We start from the raw sequence: 17,636 nt of genomic DNA on the forward strand, positions 1-17,636 counted from the left end.
TTAACGTACCTTCAGCGTTGCCAGGCCAATCAGCACCAGCATCAGCGAAATAATCCAGAAGCGCACAATCACGCGCGGCTCCGGCCAGCCTTTCAGTTCATAGTGGTGGTGAATCGGCGCCATACGGAAGATGCGCTGACCGCGCAGCTTGAAGGAACCGACCTGCAAAATCACCGACAGGGTTTCAACCACAAACACGCCGCCCATGATCACCAGTAGGAACTCCTGACGCAGCAGTACGGCGATAATGCCGAGCGCACCGCCCAAAGCCAGAGAACCGACGTCACCCATAAAGACCTGCGCCGGATAGGTGTTGAACCACAGGAAGCCCAGCCCCGCGCCGACAATCGCCGTACAGACGATCACCAGCTCACCCGCGTGGCGCAGATAAGGGATGTGCAGGTAGTTCGCAAAGTTCATATTACCGGTCGCCCACGCCACCAGCGCAAAACCGGCGGCCACAAAGACGGTTGGCATAATGGCCAGGCCATCCAGACCGTCGGTCAGGTTAACGGCGTTGCCGGTACCGACAATCACAAAGTAGGCCAGCAGGATGTAGAACAGCCCCAGCTGCGGCATTACGTCCTTAAAGAACGGCACGACCAGCTCGGTGGCTGGCGTGTCTTTCCCGGCCAGATACAGCGCGAAGGCCACGCCCAGCGCGATCACCGACATCCAGAAATATTTCCAGCGCGCGATCAGGCCCTTAGTATCTTTGCGGACGACTTTGCGGTAATCATCAACAAAACCGATGATCCCGTAACCCACCAGTACCGTCAGAACGCACCAGACGTACGGGTTGGAAGGATAGGCCCACAGCAGCACGGAAACGACGATGGCGGTCAGGATCATGATCCCGCCCATGGTCGGCGTGCCGCGCTTGCTGAAGTGCGATTCCGGACCGTCGTTACGTACAACCTGGCCGAAAGAGAGTTTTTGCAGACGGGCAATCATGCGCGGGCCCATCCACAACGAGATGAACAGCGCAGTCAGCAGGCTGACGATGGCGCGAAAAGTCAGATACGAAAAGACGTTAAAGCCTGAATAATATTTGACCAAATGTTCGGCCAGCCAAACTAACATGTCCCGTTCTCCTGTAATGCGTGCACAACCTCTTCCATGGCGGCACTACGTGAACCTTTCACTAACACAGTCACAATTTGTTTTTCTGTAATCAACGCCTTAAGGCGCACTATCAACGCGGTTTTATCAGCAAAATGCTCGCCAACGCCGCTGGCATGGCTAATCGCCTGGCTCAGTTTTCCTGCGCTCAGCACGCAGTCCAGCCCCGCCGCTTTCGCCGCTTCACCGACCTGGGTATGGCAGGCTTCGCTTTCGTCGCCCAGCTCTGCCATATCACCCACCACCATGATGCGGTAGCCCGGCATTTCAGATAACACCTGCACCGCCGCCGTCATTGAGCCAACGTTCGCGTTGTAGGAGTCATCCAGCAGCAGCTTGTTTTCCGAAAGCTGAATCGGGAACAGACGCCCCGGCACGGCTTTCAGGTTCGCCAGCCCGGTTTTAATCGCTTCATGCGACGCGCCCACCGCCGTCGACAGCGCCGCCGCCGCAAGCGCATTGGCGATGTTATGGCGACCCGGCAGCGGCAGCAGCACATCTACGCCACCCGTTGGGGTGGTGAGGGTGAACTCCGTGCCGTGCGACGTCACGTGGATATTGGTCGCGGTAAAATCACTGTTGGCCGCATTCGGCGAGAAGCGCCAGGTTTTACGCGAACCGATGATGCTTTGCCAGTTCAGCCAGTCGTTGTTGTCGGCGTTCAGGATAGCGATACCGTCATCCGGCAGACCGGTGTAAATCTCACCTTTGGCTTTCGCCACGCCTTCCAGCGAGCCAAAGCCCTCCAGATGCGCCGCCGCGAGGTTATTTACCAGCGCGGCTTCCGGGCGAGTCAGGCTCACGGTCCAGGCGATTTCGCCCTGGTGGTTTGCCCCTAACTCGATCACCGCAAATTCATGTTCTTTGGTCAGGCGGAGTAATGTCATCGGCACGCCGATGTCATTATTGAGGTTGCCCGCGGTATAAAGCGTATTGCCGCACTGGCTGAGGATCGCCGCCGTCATCTCTTTCACCGACGTCTTGCCTGATGATCCTGTCAAGGCGACAACGCGCGTAGGGACCTGCTGACGAACCCAGGCGGCCAGCTCACCGAACGCGAGACGCGTATCTTTCACCACAATTTGTGGCAGATCGATATCGAGCCTGCGGCTGACCAGCAGCGCACCGGCACCGTTCTCTTTGGCCTGTTCTGCGAAATCATGCGCGTCAAAACGCTCGCCTTTCAGCGCCACAAACAGACAGCCTGCGGTGATTTTGCGGGTGTCCGTCGTTACGGCATCAATCGTCAGGTCTTGCCCGTGCAGGTCGCCCTGCAGAATAGCAGCGGCCTGGCTTAACGTGATGCTAATCATGCCACGACTCCCAGCAGGCGTGCTGCCGTTACGCGGTCCGAGTAGTCCAGACGGCGATTGCCAACGATCTGATAATCTTCATGGCCTTTACCCGCCAGCAGGACAACATCATTCTCCCGCGCCTGCATGATGGTGTTGGTCACGGCTTCCGCACGCCCTTCCACCACGCGAGCGCGGCCCGCGTCCAGCATGCCCGCCAGAATGTCATTGATGATGGCGCGCGGCTCTTCGGTACGCGGGTTGTCATCGGTCACAACCGGAATATCTGCGAACTGCTCGGCAATAGCCCCCATGAGCGGGCGTTTGCCTTTATCGCGATCGCCGCCGCAGCCAAACACGCACCAGAGCTTACCGGCGCAGTGCAGGCGCGCCGCTTCCAGCGCTTTTTCCAGCGCATCCGGCGTGTGGGCATAATCAACCACAACGGTCGGTTTGCCCGGCGCGCTGAACACTTCCATACGGCCGCAAACCGGCTGCAGACGCGCTGAGGTTTTCAGCAGTTCAGCCATCGGATAACCCAGCGCCAGCAGCGTTGCCAGCGCCAGCAGCAGGTTGCTGACGTTAAACGCGCCCATCAGGCGGCTTTCAATTTCACCTTCACCCCAGGAAGAGGCAAAGCGGATTGTCGCCCCGCTGTCGTGGTAATTCACCTCAACCGCCTTCAGCCAGCGGCCGTGGCAGTTCGGATTGATATGGTCTTCCATCGACACCGCAACCGCATCCGGCAGCTTCGCCAGCCAGCGGCGGCCCACTTCGTCGTCGGCGTTGATGATGGCTTGTCCGTAATGGTGAGTAGAGAACTGCAGCCATTTCGCGGCTTCGTAATGATCCATATCACCATGATAATCAAGATGATCGCGGCTCAGGTTGGTAAACACGGAAGCAGCAAATTTCAGCGCCGCGACGCGGTGCTGAACCAGACCGTGCGAAGAGACTTCCATCGCAGCAAAGGTTGCCCCCTGCCCTGCCAGACCGGCAAGCACATGCTGTACGTCTACCGCCGAGCCGGTAGTGTTTTCCGTCGGGCTCACTTTGCCCAGCAGGCCGTTACCCACGGTACCCATCACCGCACCGGTTTCACCCAGCAGCTGGGCCCACTGCGCCATCAGCTGCGTGGTAGTGGTTTTACCGTTCGTACCCGTGACGCCTACCAGGCGCAGCTGGTCGGAAGGTTCGTGATAAAAACGTCCCGCCAGCGCGGAAAGACGCTCGTTTAACTGACTGAGATAGATGACCGGCACCCCGTGCATTTCACGGATCTCACCGTCGGTTGCCTCATCTTTGGCCTCAGCAATAATGGCAGCCACACCTTGCGCAATCGCCTGCGGGATATAACGACGCCCGTCCGCCTGATGACCGACCACCGCCACAAAAAGATCGCCAGAAGCAGCCACGCGGCTGTCCAGTACCATCTCTCGCAGTGCTCGCTCCGGTGCATTTGGCACCCACGGAGCGAGAAGGTCGCGCAAATTACGATCTGCCACCTGTACCCTCGCCTTGATTAATTACAAATTCACTTTTTTCGCCCGTCGCCAGCGCATCCGGTTCAATGTTCATGGTGCGTAACACGCCGCCCATGATAGCCCCGAACACAGGCGCGGAGACGGCGCCGCCGTAGTATTTACCCGCCTGTGGATCGTTTATCACGACCACCAGCGCAAAACGCGGATTGCTTGCAGGCGCGACGCCTGCGGTATAGGCAATGTATTTGTTGATATAGCGGCCGTCCGGCCCTACTTTTTTCGCCGTACCGGTCTTGATGGCGATGCGATAACCTTTGATTGCCGCCTTCACGCCGCCGCCGCCGGGTAGCGCCACGCTTTCCATCATATGAACAACCGTACGGACGGTTGATTCCGGGAAGATACGCTCGCCGGGAACCGGTGGATCAACTTTGGTAATCGACAGCGGACGATAAACGCCATAGCTGCCGATCGTTGCGTAGACTCGCGCTAACTGTAACGGTGTCACCATTAGCCCGTAGCCGAAAGAGAAGGTGGCCCTCTCTATGTCAGACCACCGTTGTTTTTGAGGATATAAGCCACTGCGTTCTCCGACCAACCCCAAATTGGTCGCCTTTCCAAGCCCAAAACGTGAGTAAGTCTCTACTAACGCTGAGGACGGCATCGCTAACGCCAGCTTTGAAACACCGACATTACTCGACTTCTGTAACACCCCGGTCAGGGTCAATTCGCTGTAGCGCGCCACGTCTTTGATTTCGTGGCCGTTAATTCGGTATGGAATGGTATTCAGTACGGTGTTTTCATTGACGATACCGCGCTGAAGTGCAGTCATGACCACCATCGGCTTAACGGTCGAACCCGGTTCGAACACGTCGGTGATGGTACGGTTACGCATAATATCCTTCTGCGTACCGGTAAGATTGTTAGGGTTGTAGGACGGGCTATTGGCCATCGCCAGCACTTCACCCGTGTTGACATCAACTAACACGGCGCTGCCCGATTCCGCTTTGTTAAAGGCCACGGCGTTGTTCAACTCGCGGTAAACCAGCGCCTGTAAGCGCTCATCGATACTCAGCGCAAGGTTGTGTGCGGCCTGGCTGTCCGTTGAGGAAATATCCTCAATGACGCGACCATAGCGGTCTTTACGCACAATGCGCTCGCCGGGCTGGCCGGTCAGCCATTTATCGAAGCTTTTTTCAACGCCTTCAATCCCCTGGCTATCAACGTTAGTAAAGCCAATGAGGTGAGCGGTTACTTCGCCGGATGGATAGTAACGACGGGATTCTTCACGCAGGTGGATCCCCGGCAGCTTCAATTTTTTGATGTAGTCCGCCATGTCAGGGTTCACCTGACGCGCCAGATAGATAAAACGCCCTCTCGGGTTGCTATTCACGCGTGAAGCTAACTGGTCCAGCGGCATCTTCAGCGCGTCCGCAAGGGCCTTCCAGCGGTTATCAAGCGTGATACCGCCAGCGTCGTGCAGCTCTTTCGGATCGGCCCAGATTGCCTTCACCGGCACGCTCACCGCCAGCGGACGACCCGAGCGGTCGGTGATCATCCCGCGAGATGTCGACACTTCCTGGACGCGCAGAGAGCGCATATCGCCCTGGCGTACCAGCATGTCAGGGGCGATGATTTGCAGCCAGGCCACGCGTCCCAGCAGGAAACCCAGCGCCAGTAAAATGCAGCCGCAAAGCAACGCAAAACGCCAACTGACAAAGTTGGCCTGTTCTTCCTGACGTTTTGGTTTTAGCGTTTTTGCCGCTGCTTTCATGCGTCGCGTTTTCCCTTATTTTTGTACTACGATATTTTCCTGCGAAGGATCAACATGCTGCAGCTGCAGCTTTTCCGTTGCGATCCGTTCAACCCGGCTGTGATCGCCGAGCGCGTTTTCTTCAAGGATCAGATTTCGCCATTCAATATCCAGCGCATCGCGTTCCAGTACCATCTGCTCGCGTTGCGCAGTCAATAAACGTGTATGGTGGGCGGTGGTCACCACCGTAACTGCCGTAACAATGATGCAAATGAACAGACAGAGTGGCAGTTTCCCAAACCGCAAAAGATCGTCGCCGATCACGCCAGGCAAGGCATGGCGCTCGTTGCTTCCTAACGAATCCTTAACTTTGCTTAGGGTCTCTGTCACTCTGCCGATCATGCGTTCGTCCTCTCTGCAACACGCAGCACTGAACTACGGGCGCGTGGATTCTCTGCCACTTCTTCTTCGCCCGGCATCAACTTGCCTAATGCTCGCAACTGACGGCCCCCCAGCTTCCTGAGTTGTTCTTCCGTCATCGGCAGCCCCGCTGGGACCTGTGGACCGCGGCTTTGTTCACGCATAAAGCGTTTCACAATACGGTCTTCCAGCGAATGGAAGCTGATGATGGATAACCGCCCACCCGGGGCCAGCACGTCGAGCGAGCTTTTTAGCGCCAGCTCTATTTCCTCCAGTTCACTGTTTACCCAGATGCGAACCGCCTGGAAGGTACGGGTCGCGGGATGTTTGTGCTTATCCTTCACCGGCGTCGCCGCCGCGATCACTTCAGCCAACTCTTTGGTGCGGGTCATTGGCTCAATGCGATTGCGCTCAACGATGGCGCGCGCAATACGTTTGCCAAAGCGCTCTTCGCCGAACGTTTTGATGACCCATGCAATATCGGCTTCGTCAGCGGTCTGTAACCACTCAGCGGCAGACTGACCGCGCGTCGGGTCCATCCGCATGTCCAGCGGACCATCTCGCATAAAGGAGAAACCACGTTCAGCATCATCAAGTTGAGGTGAAGAGACGCCAAGATCGAGAAGAATCCCGTCGATCTTGCCCGTCAGGCCGCGCTCAGCGACATAATCCGCGAGCGCAGAGAAAGGTCCATGCACGATGGAAAAGCGTGGGTCATTGATGGTCTGTGCAACGGCAATAGCCTGCGGATCGCGATCGATTGCCAGCAGGCGTCCTTCCTCTCCAAGCTGGGAGAGAATCAAACGCGAGTGACCACCGCGACCAAACGTGCCATCAATGTAGATGCCATCCGGACGAATATTCAGGCCGTTAACGGCCTCGTCCAGTAACACCGTTTTATGTTTATAATTTTCCATCATATTTATAGAGACAAGTCCTGCAGCCGTTCCGATAATGTCGCGGAATCAGACTGCTCAGCGTCGATATCTTCCTTGACCTGTTGATACCAGGTCGTTTCATCCCACAGTTCAAACTTGTTGAACTGCCCGACCAGCATCACTTCTTTGGTCAGACCGGCATGTTGCCGCAACACAGGGGCAATCAGTAATCGCCCTGCGTTATCCATCTGACATTCACTGGCATGTCCCAATAACAGCCGCTGCACGCGGCGTTCCTGCGGGTTCATGCTCGACAGTCGCGACAGCTTTTGCTCAATAATTTCCCATTCAGGCAAGGGGTAAAGCAGCAGGCAGGGGGAGTTAATGTCAATGGTGCAAACCATTTGACCCGCAGCGTTCTCAATCAGCTGGTCGCGGTATCGGGTTGGTACCGATAAACGCCCTTTGCTGTCGAGATTGACTAACGTAGCTCCACGGAACATGCCAGTCTCACCCCTCCTCACCACTTTAACCCACAAATTCCCACCTAAAGGAGTTTACGGAGCGAGGGAAAAGCTTGTCAAGCCAGGACTCTCCCTATAAGGACCCGAAAGCCCTCTATTTACAGAGATAAACAGTCCTGGTTAATAACTGCACAACTGGCGAGGCAAAATTAACGTTATGAATATTTGTAAGAAAAAAACCGAATATGCACACTAGCGTTAAAGCTCACTCAATATCATCGCAGATAAATATAAAGTGTCAGTTTGCGACGCGGGCAGCATTTTATGACAGATTCTCAGGGGATAACAGCGCCAGATTCACTCGGGCACCCGGTAAGCGCGGCGGTTGCCACGTAAGCTGGCAAAGGAGGAGGAAAAACGTCTGAATATTCATCGGCCGAAGAGGGTTTGTAACAAATTAATACAAAGATAGCTGTTTAAAATCGCCCAGACGTTCTTTAAAGGACCAATTTAAAAGCCAGAATGAATTAAGAAAATAGGTAATTACGATCTCTCAAGAATTATCCTAATTTCTCTCCGGGAATTATGCGCACGAATTATCGCAACAAAATGGGGCAGATTTCGCCGCCCCGGTCATTTCATTTTTGGCGGCTTAAAATTCCGCGATGGTAGAGATTACGTTTGATCCGCGTCAGGCCCGGCTTCGGCTTGCGCGGCTCATCCAGGCTTGCCAGCACAATCTCCAGCACGCGTTCAGCCACATCGCGGTGACGCTGTGCTACCGCCAGCACCGGGCACTGGAGGAAGTCGAGCAGCTCGTTATCCCCGAACGTGGCAATCGCCAGGTCGGAAGGCAGTTTACCTTCACGGCGTAAGGTCACATCCATGACGCCCTGCAACAGCGCGAACGACGTGGTGAACAGCGCCTGAGGCATCGGGTGCGTTTCCAGCCATTTTTCGAACAGCTGTGCCGCGGCTTCGCGCTCGTAGCTATTGGCATAGAGGTAGTGAACCTCGCGCGGGTCGTCTTTCCAGGCGGTTCTGAATCCCTGCTCGCGCAGGAAGCTCACGGAAAGCTCGGGCAACGCGCCAAGATACAGCACTGTTTCAGCGGGGAATGTTCTCAGCTCTGCGGCCAGCATTTCTGCATCATCCTGATCCGCACCTACGACGCTGGTGAAATGCTCGCGATCGAGCGCGCGATCCAGCGCAACGATTGGGAACGGGTCGTTCGCCCAGCGCTGGTAGAACGGATGCTCTGGCGGCAAGGAGGTCGACACGATGATGGCATCCACCTGGCGCTGGAGCAGATGCTCGATGCAGCGCATCTCGTTGTCGGGCTGGTCTTCCGAGCAGGCAATCAGCAGTTGATAGCCGCGCTGGCGCGCCTGACGTTCAAGATAGTTGGCGATACGGGTATAGCTGGTGTTTTCCAGGTCTGGGATCACCAGACCAATAGAGCGGGTACGCCCGGCACGTAGACCGGCTGCGACAGCATTCGGATGGTAGTTATGCTCACGAACCACCGCCATAACTTTTTCAACGGTCTTGTCGCTGACACGGTACTGCTTTGCTTTACCGTTAATCACATAGCTGGCCGTTGTTCGTGACACGCCGGCTAGCCGGGCGATTTCATCCAGTTTCACAATTGCCCCTTAAAAAAAGAAAAGAGTCCATGGCCCTGTCAAGGTTATGGTTAAATCTTTTAACATCTAAACGCAGAAAAGCCTTCGCGGCAACCGCTTTTATCTGCGTTGTCGGCTGATTACGCAAAAAAAAGCCCGGCTTTGGTGACCGGGCAGAAAGAGGCGAACCTTTTTGACAACTAACGCATGATTTTCTCGCCGCGTGACAGACCTACTACACCCGATCTCGCCACCTCGACAATTTTTGCGACGTCCCGCACGGACGCCAGGAAAGCATCCAGCTTGTCGCTTGTCCCGACCAGCTGAACCGTATAAAGAGAAGGCGTGACGTCGATAATCTGTCCGCGGAAAATATCCGCATTACGTTTGACTTCCTCACGCCCGTAGCCGCTGGCCTGGATTTTCACCAGCATGACCTCACGTTCAACGTAGGCCCCCTGCCCCAGCTCGCTCACGCGCAGTACGTCGACCAGCTTATGCAGCTGTTTTTCAATTTGCTCAAGTACTTTGGCATCGCCGACGGTTTGGATCGTCATGCGCGACAGCGTCGGGTCTTCCGTAGGAGCAACGGTCAGGCTTTCAATGTTATAGCCGCGCTGCGCAAAAAGGCCAATGACGCGCGACAGTGCGCCAGACTCGTTTTCCAGTAAAACAGATAATATCCGGCGCATATCAGGTTCTCTCCGTTTTGCTTAACCACATTTCATCCATACCACCACCACGAATATGCATTGGATAAACGTGCTCGGTTCCATCAACAATCACATCCATAAAGACGAGGCGGTTGTTTTTAACGTGCTCAAGCGCTTCTGCGAGCTTCGTTTCCAGCTCGGCCGGATCGGTCACCCGCATGCCTACATGGCCGTAAGCTTCAGCAAGACGAACAAAATCCGGCAGCGATTTCATGTAGGACTGAGAGTGGCGGCCAGAGTAGATCATATCCTGCCACTGCTTCACCATACCGAGATACCCGTTATTCAGGTTCAGCACCAGTACCGGCAGTTCATATTGCAGCGCGGTAGACAGCTCCTGAATGTTCATCTGAATACTGCCATCTCCCGTCACGCAGACGACGGTTTCATTCGGCAGCGCCAGCTTCACGCCCAGCGCGGCAGGCAGACCAAAGCCCATGGTTCCTAAACCACCTGAGTTGATCCAGTGTCGCGGTTTATCAAACGGGTAATACAGAGCGGCAAACATCTGATGCTGCCCCACGTCTGAGGTTACGTACGCCTCACCTTTCGTCAGTCGCCACACCGCTTCAATGACCGCCTGCGGCTTAATGTTTTCACTTTGCGTGTCATATTTCAGGCACTGACGCGCGCGCCACTGTTCAATCTGCTGCCACCAGTCGCGGATCTCATCCAGCGGCTGGGTTGCACTCTCCTGGGCCAGCAGGTCCAGCATTTGCTCCAGAACCTGACGGGCATCGCCGACGATCGGCACATCAGCCGACACCGTTTTTGAAATTGACGTTGGGTCGATATCAATGTGCAGCACGGTGGCGTTCGGACAATACTTCGCCAGGTTGTTGGTGGTGCGATCGTCAAAGCGCACGCCTACGGCAAAGATCACATCGGAATGATGCATTGTCATGTTGGCTTCATAGGTACCGTGCATACCCAGCATCCCCAGCGCCTGACGATGGGTGGCAGGGAACGCCCCCAGCCCCATCAGCGACGACGCAACGGGAAGGTTAAGCTTTTCAATCAGTTCACGAAGCTGAACTTCGCAGGCAGAGTTGATCGCCCCGCCACCGACATAGACCACCGGTTTTTTGGCGGCCAGAAGCGTTTGCAACGCTCGCTTGATCTGACCTTTATGCCCCTGCGTTGTGGGGTTATAAGAGCGCATGCTGACCGATTCCGGCCAGACATAGGGCAGCTTGTTTGCCGGGTTGAGAATATCTTTAGGCAGATCGACCACCACCGGTCCCGGGCGTCCGCTCGCCGCCAGCCAGAAAGCTTTTTTAAGTATGCCGGGAATGTCTTCTGTCTGCTTGACCAGGAAGCTGTGCTTCACAACGGGACGCGAAATCCCGACCATGTCGCACTCCTGAAACGCATCGTAGCCAATCAGTGAGGTTGCCACCTGCCCGGAGAGGATCACCAGCGGGATAGAGTCCATATAGGCCGTCGCAATGCCGGTAATGGCGTTTGTCGCGCCGGGGCCGGACGTGACTAATACCACGCCCACTTCACCCGTCGCACGTGCCAGGCCGTCAGCCATGTGTACCGCCGCCTGCTCGTGACGTACCAGAACATGGTCAATGCCCCCAACCGTATGCAGCGCATCATAAATATCGAGGACCGCACCGCCAGGGTAGCCGAACACTTGCTTTACGCCCTGATCGATCAGCGACCGAACGACCATTTCCGCGCCAGACAACATCTCCATGCTTTGCCTCCAGGCATTTTGTTACAGACGGACTGCCGAATTCATTTCCGCACCGTCTTACGATTGGGATAAACCAATCTTATATTTTGCAGAGTGTTCTTTACCTTAACCGCTCGTTATAAGGCAGGCAATTAGCAAACCCGGTGAGATAAACGGTGCGTAAAGCAGAAAAAGCAGCCGTTATCAGAAGATATGGTTAATTCCTCTGGGAATAGAGGATGGGGTGATAAATCATCGCTGAAAACCGCGACAATGCAGGAAATCATCTATTTTTGCGCTCCGGAGAGCTGCCCGAAAAAAACCTTCACAGAACAAAATATCAATTATCTAAAAAAACTCAGGATAAATCACATAAACCGATGCGATTTATCCTGATGCGTTTACCGGCGGCAGATGCCAACCAGCAACTCTTCCATCCACTGATGTCCTTTATCCCGACCCGCCGCTTCATGCCAGGAAAGATAACAGGTACGGCTATTTAGCTTAAGCGGCAGAGGCAAAATTTGCAGATTTAAAGGATCAGAAAACTCTTCTGCCAGCCAGCGCGGCGCAATTGCCACCAGCTGAGTCTGGGAAACCACGTTTAATACGCTGACCATGGCCATGCCCTGATAAGCCACGCTCGCCTGTTTATCCGCAGTGTCATACCACGGCAGGCTAAAGGAAGCATATCTGTCGAGCGCAACAACGGCGTGCTGCTCGTTATAAACATCATTTTCTCGCAGCGGAGAATTCAGGCGCGGGTGTTTTTTACTGGCGACCAGAACCATTTCATCTTTAAACAGCGGCACGCAGGAAAATTCCGGACGACGGAACTCTTCATATCCCAGAACGAATTCGATCTCCTGATAGCGTAACTGATGCTCCGTGTTTTGATTCAGGGATGATTTAAAAACAAGATGGATATTTGGTGCTATCTCTTCAACTTTATTATAGATAATCGACGTTAAATAATTATCTAATGGGCTGCAGACACAAAGATGAAATACGCGCTCGCTGCTTAAAGGTTCAAAGCCCGATCCCGGCAGCTCATTTTGGACCAGTTGCAACGCCTGGCGGATGGAGCCGAATAGCTGGAATGCGCGTGCCGTAGGCTGGATCCCCCTCCCGTAGCGAACAAATAATTCGTCGTTAAACATAAGTTTAAGTCTGGCAACGGCATTACTCACCGCAGGTTGTGACATCCCCAACGCTTGAGCCGCGCGGGTGATATTCTGTTCCTGCATGACCGCATCAAACACCGTCAGAAGATTCAGATCCACCGTGCGTAACTGCGGTTTAATCCCATCAAGAGCTTGAGACTGTTTAATATTATTTTCTGGCACTTCTGACTCCACTGTCACGCTACACTCCTTTGCCAACGTACTGTAATAATCTCGAAAAATATGATTTATCATGCAAATACGATCAGCGAAAGAGAATTATTTAAAATTCGGAATATATAAAGACTCTATATTAACGAAAGTTAATGAGCGAAAATGATATGTTTGACTTTAGGATCTGAATGAAACCATAAACCAAACAAATATACAATTGCCATCAGATTAATGATGACTTAAGCATGATTAAACTGTTATTGCTATCCCCCTACAGTTAGTTAACAACCTGTTATCTCTGTTCGTTTTTCAGCACTCAGAAATAGATTCACTGCATTTATAACTTAATGATATCCAAACTCTTTAAGCACAAAGCATCCTCTTCAACACGTTTCACTCATTTTTAAACAATTATATTTAATTGTTTCTGCAACTCTTTTCTTAAGTCCAAAATTAGACAATTACTCGGGTCGGAAAAGCTAAAACCAGCACAATTAGCTAAAGTGAATATCCTGTTGATTCCGTCTGTCGGACCCGTTTTCATCCTCAGGGGTTGACATGAACAGCCGTATCCAGTACCACTAAAAGCATATTGAATTTAACGGAGCACGATTCATGACACGCACCATTCGTTTCACCGGTCTACTACTACTAAACGCATCCACTGTGCGCGGTAGACTGGCGGGCGAAATTCAGCGTTGAATCGTCACCAGTAAGACTAAAAACCCGCGCCACTGCGCGGGTTTTTTTATGCTCGTAGCAAGGCGCCCTAAGACTGACAAGGACCTAACCCATGAGCCAGCAAGTCATTATTTTCGATACTACTTTACGTGACGGTGAACAGGCATTACAGGCAAGCCTGAGTGTAAAAGAGAAACTGCAGATCGCGCTGGCTCTCGAACGTATGGGTGTCGACGTGATGGAGGTCGGTTTCCCTGTCTCTTCCCCGGGTGATTTCGAATCCGTACAGACCATTGCGCGCACCATTAAAAACAGCCGCGTCTGTGCCCTGGCGCGCTGCGTAGAGAAAGACATCGACGTCGCCGCCGAGTCGCTGAAGGTCGCCGAAGCGTTCCGTATCCACACCTTTATTGCCACCTCGCCCATGCACATCGCAACCAAATTGCGCAGCACGCTGGATGAGGTGATTGAGCGCGCGGTTTACATGGTTAAGCGCGCACGCAACTACACCGATGACGTTGAATTCTCCTGTGAAGATGCGGGCCGTACGCCAATCGAAGACCTGGCGCGCGTTGTGGAAGCCGCCATCAACGCGGGCGCGAAAACCATCAACATCCCGGACACCGTCGGCTACACCATGCCGTTTGAGTTCTCCAACATCATCACCGGCCTGTATGACCGCGTGCCAAATATTGATAAAGCAATTATCTCCGTCCACACCCACGATGATTTGGGTCTGGCCGTAGGCAATGCCATCGCCGCCGTCCACGCTGGCGCGCGTCAGGTAGAAGGCGCGATGAACGGTATCGGCGAACGCGCGGGCAACTGTTCGCTGGAAGAAGTGATCATGGCGATCAAAGTGCGCAAAGACATTATGGACGTGCACACCCGCATCAATCACAACGAAATCTGGCGCACCAGCCAGACCGTCAGCCAGATTTGCAACATGCCGATTCCGGCCAACAAAGCGATTGTCGGCACCGGCGCCTTCGCGCACTCCTCCGGTATTCACCAGGATGGCGTCCTGAAGAATCGTGAAAACTACGAAATCATGACCCCGGAATCCATCGGCCTGAATCAGGTACAGCTGAACCTGACCTCCCGTTCCGGCCGCGCGGCGGTTAAGCACCGTATGGAAGAGATGGGTTACAAGGACAGCGATTACAACATGGATCAGCTGTACGACGCCTTCCTGAAGCTGGCCGACAAAAAAGGTCAGGTGTTCGACTATGACCTGGAGGCGCTGGCCTTTATTAACAAGCAGCAGGAAGAGCCGGAGCACTTCCGTCTGGATTACTTCAACGTGCAGTCCGGCTCCAGCGACATCGCCACCGCCTCGGTCAAACTGGCGTGCGGGGATGAAATTAAAGCAGAGGCCGCTAACGGTAACGGCCCTGTCGATGCCATCTACCAGGCGATTAATCGCGTCACCGAGTACGACGTTGAGCTGGTGAAATATGACCTGACGGCCAAGGGCCACGGCAAAGATGCACTGGGTCAGGTCGACATAGTTGTTACCCACAATGGCCGCCGCTTCCATGGCGTGGGCCTGGCGACCGATATCGTTGAGTCCTCCGCGAAAGCGATGGTGCACGTGTTGAACAACATCTGGCGCGCCGCCGAAGTCGAAAAAGAGTTGCAACGCAAAGCTCAGAATAAAGAGAACAACAAGGAAACCGTGTAATGTCGAAGAATTACCATATTGCTGTGTTGCCGGGCGACGGTATTGGTCCGGAAGTGATGGCACAGGCGCTGAAAGTACTGGAAGCCGTTCGCGCGCGTTTTGCGATGAAAATCACCACCAGCCACTACGACGTGGGCGGTATTGCGATTGATAACCACGGTACGCCGCTGCCGAAAGCGACCGTGGAAGGCTGTGAAAATGCCGATGCCGTGCTGTTTGGTTCCGTCGGTGGTCCAAAATGGGAACACCTGCCGCCGGCAGAGCAGCCAGAGCGCGGCGCGCTGCTGCCGCTGCGTAAACATTTCAAGCTGTTCAGCAACCTGCGTCCGGCGAAGCTGTATCAGGGTCTGGAAGAGTTCTGCCCGCTGCGCGCGGATATCGCTGCCAACGGCTTCGACATTCTGTGCGTGCGTGAACTGACCGGCGGGATCTACTTCGGTCAGCCAAAAGGCCGCGAAGGCAGCGGACAACACGAGAAAGCGTTCGACACCGAGGTGTATCACCGTTTCGAAATAGAACGTATCGCCCACATCGCGTTCGAGTCGGCGCGCAAACGCCGCCACAAGGTGACCTCTATTGATAAAGCGAACGTGCTGCAGTCTTCCATTTTGTGGCGCGAGATCGTCAGCGAAGTGGCTAAGCAGTACCCGGACGTCGCGCTGTCGCACATGTACATCGACAACGCCACCATGCAGCTGATTAAGGATCCGTCCCAGTTTGACGTGCTGCTGTGCTCCAACCTGTTCGGCGATATCCTCTCTGACGAGTGCGCGATGATCACCGGCTCCATGGGCATGCTGCCCTCTGCCAGCCTGAATGAAGAAGGCTTTGGCCTGTACGAGCCTGCGGGCGGTTCCGCGCCGGATATCGCAGGCAAAAACATTGCCAACCCGATTGCGCAGATCCTCTCCCTGGCCCTGCTGCTGCGCTACAGCCTGGATGCAGGCGATGCGGCAACCGCAATTGAAAACGCCATTAACCGGGCGTTAGAAGAAGGCGTCCGTACCGGCGATTTAGCGCGCGGCACGGCGGCAGTCAGTACCGATGAAATGGGCGACATTATTGCCCGCTATGTCGCTGAAGGGGTGTAATCATGGCTAAGACTTTATATGAAAAGTTGTTTGATGCGCACGTTGTGTACGAGGCACCAAACGAAACCCCGCTGCTGTACATTGACCGTCATCTGGTACACGAAGTGACCTCTCCTCAGGCATTTGACGGCCTGCGGGCGCACAAGCGTCCGGTACGTCAGCCGGGTAAAACCTTCGCGACGATGGATCACAACGTTTCCACCCAGACCAAAGACATTAATGCCTCGGGTGAGATGGCCCGTATCCAGATGCAGGAGCTGATTAAGAACTGCAGCGAGTTTGGCGTTGAGCTGTACGACCTGAACCATCCGTATCAGGGCATCGTCCACGTGATGGGGCCTGAGCAAGGGATCACCCTGCCGGGCATGACCATCGTCTGCGGGGACTCCCATACCGCGACCCACGGCGCGTTTGGCGCCCTGGCGTTCGGGATTGGCACCTCTGAAGTTGAACACGTTCTGGCGACGCAGACCCTGAAGCAGGGCCGCGCCAAAACGATGAAGATTGAAGTGAAGGGTAAAGCCGCACCGGGTATTACCGCTAAAGACATCGTGCTGGCCATCATCGGTAAAACCGGCAGCGCGGGCGGCACCGGTCACGTCGTTGAGTTCTGCGGGGAAGCCATCCAGGCGCTGAGCATGGAGGGTCGCATGACCCTGTGCAATATGGCCATTGAGATGGGCGCCAAAGCCGGTCTGGTCGCGCCGGACGACACCACCTTCAACTACGTGAAGGGTCGTCTGCACGCGCCGAAAGGTCAGGATTTTGACGACGCGGTAGCGTACTGGAAAACCCTGAAAACCGACGACGGGGCAACGTTTGATACCGTCGTCACGCTGCAGGCAGAAGAGATTGCGCCTCAGGTGACCTGGGGCACCAACCCGGGCCAGGTGATTTCCGTCAATGACGCCATTCCCGATCCGGCCTCCTTCGCCGATCCGGTCGAGCGCGCCAGTGCGGAAAAAGCGCTGGCCTATATGGGGCTGAAGCCCGGCGTGCCGTTGACCGACGTAACCATTGATAAGGTCTTTATCGGTTCCTGCACCAACTCCCGTATCGAAGATTTGCGTGCCGCCGCCGAGATTGCCAAAGGCCGCAAAGTGGCACCGGGCGTGCAGGCGCTGGTGGTTCCTGGCTCCGGTCCGGTGAAAGCCCAGGCGGAAGCCGAAGGTCTGGATAAGATCTTTATCGAAGCGGGCTTCGAGTGGCGCCTGCCCGGCTGCTCCATGTGTCTGGCCATGAACAACGATCGCCTGAATCCGGGTGAGCGCTGCGCCTCTACCAGCAACCGTAACTTTGAAGGTCGTCAGGGCCGCGGTGGGCGCACCCATCTGGTCAGCCCGGCAATGGCCGCCGCTGCGGCAGTCACCGGCCATTTCGCCGATATTCGCAGCCTGAAATAAGGAGA

The 17,636-nt window shown here is 54.9% G+C and carries 15 protein-coding genes; 4 read left to right on the plus strand and 11 right to left on the minus strand.

Annotated features, from left to right (window positions below; genetic code table 11):
- The 11 genes from mraY to leuO form a co-directional block, all read right to left on the minus strand.
- Positions 1-1,083, minus strand: a complete 1,083-nt coding sequence (gene mraY, locus P346_RS08100; RefSeq protein WP_008501985.1) for a phospho-N-acetylmuramoyl-pentapeptide-transferase — start codon at positions 1,081-1,083, stop codon at positions 1-3.
- On the minus strand, positions 1,077-2,435 hold the full coding sequence (gene murF / locus P346_RS08095; RefSeq protein ID WP_032660690.1) for a UDP-N-acetylmuramoyl-tripeptide--D-alanyl-D-alanine ligase: 1,359 nt from the start codon (positions 2,433-2,435) through the stop codon (positions 1,077-1,079). Before murF ends, mraY begins: the two co-directional genes overlap by 7 nt.
- Positions 2,432-3,919, minus strand: a complete 1,488-nt coding sequence (murE, locus tag P346_RS08090) for a UDP-N-acetylmuramoyl-L-alanyl-D-glutamate--2,6-diaminopimelate ligase (RefSeq protein WP_032660693.1) — start codon at positions 3,917-3,919, stop codon at positions 2,432-2,434. The genes murF and murE overlap by 4 nt, the downstream gene beginning before the upstream one ends.
- Positions 3,906-5,672 (minus strand): peptidoglycan glycosyltransferase FtsI, encoded by a 1,767-nt coding sequence (locus P346_RS08085; protein ID WP_032660695.1) that lies wholly within the window; start codon positions 5,670-5,672, stop codon positions 3,906-3,908. The genes murE and P346_RS08085 overlap by 14 nt, the downstream gene beginning before the upstream one ends.
- Before the next feature lie 15 nt (positions 5,673-5,687).
- A complete protein-coding gene (gene ftsL / locus P346_RS08080) occupies positions 5,688-6,053 on the minus strand; it encodes a cell division protein FtsL (RefSeq protein ID WP_008501989.1) in 366 nt (121 codons plus the stop codon).
- Positions 6,050-6,991: a 16S rRNA (cytosine(1402)-N(4))-methyltransferase RsmH gene (rsmH, locus tag P346_RS08075; protein ID WP_021240527.1), complete on the minus strand. Its 942-nt coding sequence runs from the start codon at positions 6,989-6,991 to the stop codon at positions 6,050-6,052. Before rsmH ends, ftsL begins: the two co-directional genes overlap by 4 nt.
- A 2-nt stretch (positions 6,992-6,993) precedes the next feature.
- Positions 6,994-7,452, minus strand: coding sequence for a division/cell wall cluster transcriptional repressor MraZ (gene mraZ / locus P346_RS08070; protein ID WP_021240528.1), 459 nt, complete (start codon positions 7,450-7,452; stop codon positions 6,994-6,996).
- Positions 7,453-8,051: 599 nt separating this feature from the next.
- Positions 8,052-9,059: a catabolite repressor/activator gene (cra, locus tag P346_RS08065; protein WP_008501993.1), complete on the minus strand. Its 1,008-nt coding sequence runs from the start codon at positions 9,057-9,059 to the stop codon at positions 8,052-8,054.
- A 179-nt stretch (positions 9,060-9,238) separates the two neighbouring features.
- Positions 9,239-9,730: an acetolactate synthase small subunit gene (gene ilvN / locus P346_RS08060; protein ID WP_008501994.1), complete on the minus strand. Its 492-nt coding sequence runs from the start codon at positions 9,728-9,730 to the stop codon at positions 9,239-9,241.
- A 1-nt stretch (position 9,731) separates the two neighbouring features.
- Positions 9,732-11,456, minus strand: a complete 1,725-nt coding sequence (gene ilvI / locus P346_RS08055; protein WP_032660697.1) for an acetolactate synthase 3 large subunit — start codon at positions 11,454-11,456, stop codon at positions 9,732-9,734.
- Positions 11,457-11,836: 380 nt separating this feature from the next.
- Positions 11,837-12,781, minus strand: a complete 945-nt coding sequence (gene leuO / locus P346_RS08050; protein WP_032660988.1) for a transcriptional regulator LeuO — start codon at positions 12,779-12,781, stop codon at positions 11,837-11,839.
- A gap of 606 nt (positions 12,782-13,387) precedes the next feature.
- On the opposite strand from leuO, the gene leuL reads away from it, so the two are divergent.
- From leuL to leuC, 4 genes are all read left to right on the plus strand, one after another.
- Positions 13,388-13,474 carry a leu operon leader peptide gene (leuL, locus tag P346_RS23755; RefSeq protein WP_071786497.1) on the plus strand — a complete coding sequence of 29 codons (87 nt, stop codon included), beginning with the start codon at positions 13,388-13,390 and terminating at the stop codon, positions 13,472-13,474.
- Positions 13,475-13,565: 91 nt separating this feature from the next.
- A complete protein-coding gene (gene leuA, locus P346_RS08045; protein ID WP_029741222.1) occupies positions 13,566-15,137 on the plus strand; it encodes a 2-isopropylmalate synthase in 1,572 nt (523 codons plus the stop codon).
- On the plus strand, positions 15,137-16,228 hold the full coding sequence (gene leuB / locus P346_RS08040) for a 3-isopropylmalate dehydrogenase (RefSeq protein ID WP_023310385.1): 1,092 nt from the start codon (positions 15,137-15,139) through the stop codon (positions 16,226-16,228). The genes leuA and leuB overlap by 1 nt, the downstream gene beginning before the upstream one ends.
- Before the next feature lie 2 nt (positions 16,229-16,230).
- Positions 16,231-17,631: a 3-isopropylmalate dehydratase large subunit gene (gene leuC / locus P346_RS08035; RefSeq protein ID WP_032660700.1), complete on the plus strand. Its 1,401-nt coding sequence runs from the start codon at positions 16,231-16,233 to the stop codon at positions 17,629-17,631.
- Positions 17,632-17,636 lie beyond the last annotated feature (5 nt).

Source organism: Enterobacter sp. DC1 (assembly GCF_000568075.1).
Lineage (GTDB): Bacteria > Pseudomonadota > Gammaproteobacteria > Enterobacterales > Enterobacteriaceae > Enterobacter > Enterobacter asburiae.